6 protein-coding genes, 2 tRNA genes and 1 riboswitch are annotated in these 7,694 nt (G+C 47.5%); of the genes, 1 reads left to right on the top strand and 7 read right to left on the bottom strand.

The features are described 5' to 3' along the window. Nucleotides 1-111 precede the first annotated feature (111 nt). Both EKM92_RS13455 and leuS read right to left on the bottom strand, forming a co-directional pair. Nucleotides 112-405 carry a hypothetical protein gene (locus tag EKM92_RS13455; protein ID WP_125711494.1) on the bottom strand — a complete coding sequence of 98 codons (294 nt, stop codon included), beginning with the start codon at nucleotides 403-405 and terminating at the stop codon, nucleotides 112-114. A gap of 140 nt (nucleotides 406-545) precedes the next feature. Beyond that, the gene (gene leuS / locus EKM92_RS13450; RefSeq protein WP_125711493.1) at nucleotides 546-2,957 is read right to left on the bottom strand and encodes a leucine--tRNA ligase; all 2,412 of its coding nucleotides are present in this window, start codon (nucleotides 2,955-2,957) and stop codon (nucleotides 546-548) included. 332 nt (nucleotides 2,958-3,289) lie between these two features. Here leuS and EKM92_RS13445 point away from each other — a divergent pair, with 332 nt between their 5' ends. Beyond that, complete coding sequence (locus EKM92_RS13445) at nucleotides 3,290-3,964, top strand: phosphatase PAP2 family protein (protein ID WP_125711492.1); 675 nt, start codon at nucleotides 3,290-3,292, stop codon at nucleotides 3,962-3,964. 27 nt (nucleotides 3,965-3,991) lie between these two features. Here EKM92_RS13445 and EKM92_RS13440 read toward each other — a convergent pair whose 3' ends face one another. The 5 genes from EKM92_RS13440 to EKM92_RS13420 all read right to left on the bottom strand — a co-directional run bounded on the left by EKM92_RS13440 (nucleotide 3,992) and on the right by EKM92_RS13420 (nucleotide 7,691). Then, a complete protein-coding gene (locus tag EKM92_RS13440; protein WP_125711491.1) occupies nucleotides 3,992-5,455 on the bottom strand; it encodes an MDR family MFS transporter in 1,464 nt (487 codons plus the stop codon). 80 nt (nucleotides 5,456-5,535) lie between these two features. Next, on the bottom strand, nucleotides 5,536-6,720 hold the full coding sequence (gene metK, locus EKM92_RS13435; RefSeq protein ID WP_125711490.1) for a methionine adenosyltransferase: 1,185 nt from the start codon (nucleotides 6,718-6,720) through the stop codon (nucleotides 5,536-5,538). Next, nucleotides 6,718-6,800: riboswitch (SMK box riboswitch) on the bottom strand. Its footprint overlaps the gene before it by 3 nt. Before the next feature lie 27 nt (nucleotides 6,801-6,827). Further along, entirely contained in the window at nucleotides 6,828-7,469 is a 642-nt protein-coding gene (locus EKM92_RS13430) for a hypothetical protein (protein WP_125711489.1), read from the bottom strand. 61 nt (nucleotides 7,470-7,530) lie between these two features. Continuing rightward, nucleotides 7,531-7,604 (bottom strand) — tRNA-Asp (locus EKM92_RS13425). Between the two features lie 14 nt (nucleotides 7,605-7,618). After that, nucleotides 7,619-7,691, bottom strand: a tRNA-Val gene (locus EKM92_RS13420). Nucleotides 7,692-7,694: the final 3 nt, after the last annotated feature.

Below are 7,694 nucleotides of genomic sequence, written 5' to 3'. Positions count from 1 at the left end.
TATTTGACTCCACCCGCACAGCGGGTGGTTTTGAGGCACGCGCGTTTTCCGCGCGTACCAGGCTAAAGCCTGCACAAAAAAATCGTGCCATCACTGACACGACTCACGATTTTATTCTACTGGTGTGGTTTGAGTTTTATTCACTGCTGGTTGGCCATTGACATTACCACGTGGTGAAATCGTGCCTTGGACGTAATCACCTTGTGTGGCGTCACTTGCTGGTGTCGTTGGTGCGACCCAGCCGATGTGCTTGAGCTTACCAGATACGTTTTGCCAAGCGAGGTCATAGTAATAATAAGTGGGCGTCGACGGCTCGACTTGCACCGTTGAATCCGCAAGCACTGGCACGGCACCGGTCGCACATAATCCGATGAAACAAACAATTGAAATTAAAGTCTTTTTCAATTCGAAGCCTCCTCACTGACTATGGTAACGCAGAATTGTGATTTGTTAAGGGCACCTAATTGAAACTCGCAAGCAGTCAGTATTGGTCTAGTCCTAGCACTCAAAAAGCCAAGGCCTGCGCCTTGACTTCTTGATAAAACTTATTTCACAACAATGTTGACGATTTTGTTTGGAACAACGATTTCTTTAACGATCGTCTTACCCGCGATGAACTTCGCGACATTTTCGATTTCTTTAGCTTTGGCCTTAGCCGTTTCGTTGTCAAGGTCAGCGTCGACGGTAATGTGACCGCGCAGCTTCCCGTTGACTTGAACCATCAAGGTGTATTGCTTCGTCACCAGCTTGGATTCATCAACTGTTGGCCATGAGGCATAAGTTAAGCTGTGATCGTGACCTAACTTGTTCCAGATCTCTTCCATCAAATGAGGGGCGATCGGTGCCAACATCTTGACTAAGCCTTCCACATATTCATAAGGCAAAACATCGACTTTTTGCGCTTCATTGATGAAGACCATCATTTGCGAAATTGCCGTGTTAAAGTGCAAGTCTTCAAAGTCTTCAGTGACTTTCTTGACGGTTTCGTTGTAAACCTTGTCAAGCTTGCCATCATTGAAGGTGGTAATGTGATCACGCATCTTACCATTGTCATCGATGAACGTGCGGTAAACGCGATCCAAGAACTTCCGGGCACCAGCTAAACCAGTGGTGCTCCAAGCGATCCCTGCATCTAATGGGCCCATGAACATTTCATACAAGCGCAAGGTATCGGCACCGTATTGTTCAACGACATCATCAGGGTTGACCACGTTGCCTTTAGACTTGGACATTTTTTCGTGGTTGTCGCCTAAGATCATCCCTTGGTTGTACAACTTTTGGAAAGGCTCTTTGTTCGGAATGGCCCCAATGTCATGTAAGAACAAGTTCCAAAAGCGCGCATATAACAAGTGCAATACCGCGTGTTCGGCACCGCCGATGTACAAGTTGACTGGCAACCATTCTTTGAGCTTGTCGTAGTCAGCAAGGGCTTCTTTGTTGTGAGGATCCACAAAACGTAAGAAGTACCAAGACGAGCCAGCCCATTGTGGCATGGTGTTGGTTTCGCGCTTCCCTTTGCGACCATTTTCATCAACAACATTGACCCAGTCATCCAAGTTAGCCAATGGGGATTCCCCAGTACCAGAAGGCTTGATGTCTGCTTCTTCAGGCAACATCAATGGCAATTGATCTTCTGGGACCAATGTGGTTTCGCCATCTTCCCAGTGAATCACCGGAATTGGTTCGCCCCAATAACGTTGACGAGAAAAGACCCAGTCACGCAACTTGTAGTTGACATGCTTTTCCCCGACGCCTTTTTCTTCAAGCCATGCGATCGCCTTGTCAATGGCATCCGCTTTGTTCAAGCCGTCTAAGAAGCCGGAGTTGATGTGCACACCGTCGCCAGTGTATGCTTCTTCGTCGACGTTGCCGCCTTCAATGACAGGAATGATCTTCAAATCAAACTTCTTAGCAAAAGCATAGTCACGATCATCATGCGCTGGAACCGCCATGATGGCACCAGTCCCGTAAGTGGCTAAGACATAATCAGAGATCCAAATTGGGAGTTTTTCACCGTTGATCGGGTTGATCGCATACGCACCAGTGAAGACCCCAGTTTTATCTTTGTTCAAGTCGGTACGTTCCAAGTCAGACTTGTGTTCGATCGCCGCTTTATAAGCTTCAACGGCAGCTTTTTGTTCAGGGGTGGTGATTTGGTCCACTAAGTCATGTTCTGGGGACATGACGCTGTAAGTCGCCCCAAATAACGTATCTGGACGGGTGGTGAAAATGTCAAAAGACTTGTCAGAGTCAGCGACTTTAAAGGTCACTTGCGCACCGACAGAACGTCCGATCCAGTTGCGTTGCATTTGTTTGATGTTTTCAGGCCAATCCAAATCATCAAGGTCGGCCAACAACTTGTCAGCATAAGCGGTGATCTTCAACATCCATTGACGCATCGGTTTGCGGATGACAGGGAAGCCGCCACGTTCAGTTTTGCCGTCGATGACTTCTTCGTTAGCGACCACGGTACCAAGATCTGGACTCCAGTTAACTGGGATCTCAGCTTCATAAGCTAAACCATGCTTGTACAGTTGTTCGAAGATCCATTGGGTCCACTTGTAGTAGTTGGGATCAGTCGTCGACAATTCGCGGTTCCAGTCATAAGAGAAACCTAAGGAGTTGATTTGACGTTTGAAGTTTTCAATGTTTTTCTTGGTGAATTCCCGGGGGTTATGGCCGGTGTTCAAGGCGTATTGTTCAGCTGGCAAGCCAAACGCATCCCAACCCATGGGATGCAAGACGTTAAAGCCTTGCATCCGCTTCATGCGGGCGGTAATATCTGTGGCTGTATAGCCTTCTGGATGCCCCACATGCAAGCCTTGGCCTGACGGATATGGGAACATGTCCAACGCATAAAAATTCTTTTTATCGGGGTCAGTGGTGGTGTTGAACTCGTTATGTTCAGCCCAATACTTCTGCCACTTTTTCTCGATCGCCTTGTGATCGTATACCATCAAAATTGCCTCCTAGAGTTAACCAAACTGAGCAAAGAATACAAAAAGCCGCCCTAAAAAGTTAGGACGGCTTTCACCGCGGTACCACCTAAGTTCTGCAAATGCAGCGCTTGTAAGGGATAACGGGCCAGCCGGGCGGCGCTACTAAGTTCACGCCGACAACGCAAAAGGTGAGTTCGTCTACTACTTCGCCAAGCTCACATTACCCGCTTGTTTTCTGTGATCCCGTAGCTGGATTACTAGTCCCTTGTTCGTTTGATATTGGGTCAATAATAGCAAAACTTAACGTTTCTGACAAGCCTTAGGGCCTAATCTATGCTAGGATTACTTCTATGAAAAATAAAATGATCACGCCGATTGCTCGGCGTCCTAAAGCTTTCATCCCCATTGCCATCATCGCCTTACTTGGTGCGTTGCCATTAATTGTTGGCGTATGTCTTCATGCTAGCTGGCTAACCTACTTTGATCAACCGCTCATCAATCTCATTTGTCACACGCGACCTAGTTGGTTAACTGCAATTTTATTGGTGATCACCACGTTAGGCGATCCGTTAAGTGTCACCATCATTGCCGCAGGATTCGCGCTGTTGTTATGGTGGCAAAAGCGCCCTTATCAAGCGTTGTTTGTCCTTAGCAACGTCGCGGTGATGTCTGGGATCAATCATGTGATCAAACAGTGGCTGCAGCGTCCGCGGCCATTTATCGCCGATCCTAGCATTCATCCGTTGACAACAGCCGGTGGTTTCTCATTTCCTAGTGGTCACTCAGCAGGCGCGATGTTGTTATATGGGAGTTTGATTATTTTAACCATGATTTGGTCACTACCTCACAAATGGGTCTGGCCCATTCGCATTGTTTCTGGAATCATGATCGTTTTGACTGGGATTTCGCGCATTTATGTGCAAGTCCATTACCCCACTGATGTTGCGGCTGGTTGGCTGCTAGCCTTGTTTGGAATCTGCGTACTGGCATATCTGTGGTGGCCAAAAATTCAATCTGAAGCATAATAAAAGGCCCTCATCGAGGGCCTTTTATTATGCCGTGAGTTGACCATCATGATCAAAATAATTGGCGATCAAAGCTAAAATTACGGTAATCACTGTACACCAGTACAATCCATGGATCCCAGTGTATAGAATATGCCGCAAACTTGGCAAGACACTGGCAGATAAGCTGCTTGCTTTGTTAGGGTCGATCAACGCATTAAACATATCAGCATTTAACTTGTGATCGCCTGCAACGCCTTGGGCTAAGCGTAGGTTCAACACCACCCCATACACAGATACCATGATTGTTTGGCCAAGGGTGCGACTTAACGTATTGAAACTAGTTGCCACTCCGACCATATCTTTTGGGACTACTGCTTGTGCGCGGACAGTCGTCGTGGTGATCACATTCCCGAAACCAAAACCTGTTAAGCACGCGATCAACAAGAAGCCCCAATAAGGAAAGGCTTGGGGCACCAGTGCCAACAAAATACTGCCGATCAGCAACACAACTAGCGACATAGTCATGATTTTCTTTGGAGTGGAGATCACGAGCAACCTTCCGGCAACAAATGAGCCGACGATCCACATCAACGAACTTGGGGTAATGGCAAATCCACCAAAGGTCGCACTCATCCCTAAGATCCCTTGGACCCACATCGGCATATAAGTTTCATACCCGATCACAAATCCTGAGATCAACGCTGCGATCAAGTTGGTGATCACAAATGCCCGTTCATTAAACAAGCTTAAATCGATGATCGGATCCACTGCTTTGTGCTCTGCTTTGACAAATAACCATAAGCACACGCCGGCTGCGATCAAGAAGCCGACCAACTTCACCACGCCATGGCTGGCAGATAAACTTTGAAAGCCGAGCAACAATAATACCAAGCTCGCCACTAACCACACCGTACCGACATAATCGATCGCCGCTTTGGTTGGGGTGCGAGATTCAAACAAGAATCCACCGACTAATACCATACACAGCAACCCGATCGGCACATTGATAAAGTAGATCCAATGCCAGGAAAGTTTTTCCACGATGAAGCCCCCAAGAAGCGGCGCGACTAATGCGGCGATCCCCCATGCAGAGCCGTTGAAGCCCAGGACTTTGGCGCGTTTTTCAAAAGGATAAATATCAGCAATGATGGTAAAGGTCACCGGCATAATCGCACCGGCGCCGACGCCTTGGATCGCACGCATCACGATCAACATCGGCATTGAATTCGACATCCCTGATAAGAATGAACCAGTAATGAAAATCGCTAACCCCACTAGAAATACTGGTTTGCGGCCGATGCGATCCGCCAACTTCCCAAAAATCGGCGTCGCCATCGCGTTGGTCAATAAATAAATGGAAATGATCCAGTTCATCATCGCCACGCCATGCAATTCCCCAACAATGGTCGGCAACGCGGTGGCCACAATGGTCCCTTCAACGGCAGTCATAAATGTCGCAATAAAAATCGCGATCGTCACCACCACGACATTGGTTTGTTTCTTCTGCATACTACCTCCAAATAGTCTTCATTTAAGCCATAAAAAAACATCCACCACCGCTTCGGGTGATGGACGCCTCTTTTACTCGTTTAATCTAAGTACTTGGCCAACGCCTCAACTTTATCAAGGTGTTCCCAAGGCAGATCAACATCTGTACGTCCAAAATGACCATACGCCGCAGTTTGTTTGTAAATCGGGCGACGTAAGTTCAACATTTTAATGATACCTGCAGGGCGCAGGTCGAAGTTTTCGCGAATCGCTTGTTGGATCTTTTCTTCAGCGATTTTGTTGGTACCAAAGCAGTTCACCGAAACGGAAACTGGTTGGGCAACGCCGATCGCATAAGCCAATTGCACTTCAAGCTTATCTGCTAAGCCGGCAGCCACAGCGTTTTTGGCGATGTAGCGGGCCGCGTAAGAAGCAGAGCGGTCAACTTTGGTGGCATCTTTACCAGAGAAGCAACCACCACCATGACGGGCAAAGCCACCGTAAGTGTCGACAATGATCTTACGTCCGGTTAAACCTGAATCAGCTTGTGGGCCCCCTAAAACAAAGCGACCAGTTGGGTTCACGTAGATCTTGGTTTGGTCATCTAACAAGTTAGCTGGGATCACCGCACGAATCACTTGTGCTTCAATGTCTTTGCGGATCTGATCCAAAGTGACGTCTGGATCATGTTGCGTGGAAACCACCACGGTGTCGACGCGAACAGGCTTTTCGTTGTCGTCATATTCGACTGTGACTTGGGCTTTGGCATCAGGTCGCAAATAAGTGATGTCGCCATCTTTGCGGAGTTTGGCAATTTTTTGCATCAATTGATGTGACAGCAAAATTGGTAATGGCATGAGTTCTTTGGTTTCGTTGATCGCATAACCAAACATCATCCCTTGATCACCGGCACCAATTTTATCTAATGGGTCGGTTTGGCCTTCTTTAGCTTCGTAAGAATCGTTGACGCCTAAGGCAATATCTGGTGATTGTTCGTCAAGGGCAGTCAATACCCCAACAGAATCAGGATCAAAGCCAGATTCTTTGGTGTAGCCGATTTCGCGGATCGTGTCACGCACGATTTTTTGAATGTCGACATACGCTGTGGTGGAGATTTCGCCAACAACTAAAACCAAACCAGTGGTTACAGTGGTTTCACAAGCCACATGCGCTTGTGGGTCTTCAGTTAAAATGGCATCTAAAATCGCATCGCTGATTTGATCAGCGATTTTGTCGGGATGGCCTTCTGAAACAGACTCCGACGTAAATAAGTGACGTTCCTGCATGTTATGTTTCCCCCTAAAATTTTTCGGTTACAAGGCATGTCCAACCAGTGGACCCCATCGGGAAGTCGATTGCAACATTTCTAGCATAACACGTTGCTGGAAACAAATCACCCGTGTAAGCGCGACAAGATGAAAATAACACCGATCAATACCGATGCAAGAGCTTGCAAGCTGGCATTGATTTTAACCACACGAGTCGACGTAGCTGCATTGATCACCACTAACGCACCAGCTGCGATCAAGGTCAACTGACCGCTGAAGTAGCCAACCACCGCGATCACGACCAATAACAACAGTCCCAACCAAAGTGGCAAGCGATCCGCCCAAACACTGACGATTTGTGGCAACAATAGGACTGCCAATAACAACAGTAATTGCCAAGTCGTGCCATGCATTAATTGATACAACACCACCATTTGCGCAAAGAACACGCTGATCGTCCAAAGGGTGATTTCCAGTGGTTGAGATAATTTTTGACTATTGATCAAAGCACCATATACCACTTGTGCTAAAATAACCGGCAATAACCACCACTGAACACTTGCAGCAACAACGCCAAAAACCGTGGCGGCGATCAACCACCAATTTAAGTTTTCACCACTGCGCGCGCCTGCTAAACTCAGCGCAAACAACAACGTGGCCACCAAGCCCACCGACCATTGAATGCCTGCTGACCACATATACAGCATCGGCAGCAACACGATTTGTAGCCAGCTCAAGGCCACTTTGACTGGTTTTGAATTTGGCATCAACAAACCCTCCTATTCAAGTAAACAAAAAGCGCTCACCGTAAAGTGAGCGCAGCCGGTACGGTTCCAACGAGACTCGAACTCGTGATCTCCTGCGTGACAGGCAGGCGTCCTAACCAACTAGACCATGGAACCGTAAGAATAAAAAATGGAGGATACAGGGCTCGAACCTGTGACCCTCTGCTTGTAAGGCAGACGCTCTCCCAACTGAGCTAATCCTCCATA

Origin of the sequence: Lacticaseibacillus porcinae (assembly GCF_003946305.1) — a bacterium.
Taxonomy (GTDB): domain Bacteria; phylum Bacillota; class Bacilli; order Lactobacillales; family Lactobacillaceae; genus Lacticaseibacillus; species Lacticaseibacillus porcinae.
This window is presented reverse-complemented; position numbering and strand designations above follow the sequence as displayed.

Excerpts from the sequence above, each read along its gene's own strand:
- leuS (WP_125711493.1), bottom strand. The coding sequence starts at position 2,957 with ATGGTATACGATCACAAGGCGATCGAGAAAAAGTGGCAGAAGTATTGG.
- EKM92_RS13445 (WP_125711492.1), top strand. The coding sequence starts at position 3,290 with ATGAAAAATAAAATGATCACGCCGATTGCTCGGCGTCCTAAAGCTTTC.
- EKM92_RS13440 (WP_125711491.1), bottom strand. The coding sequence starts at position 5,455 with ATGCAGAAGAAACAAACCAATGTCGTGGTGGTGACGATCGCGATTTTT.
- metK (WP_125711490.1), bottom strand. The coding sequence starts at position 6,720 with ATGCAGGAACGTCACTTATTTACGTCGGAGTCTGTTTCAGAAGGCCAT.
- EKM92_RS13430 (WP_125711489.1), bottom strand. The coding sequence starts at position 7,469 with ATGCCAAATTCAAAACCAGTCAAAGTGGCCTTGAGCTGGCTACAAATC.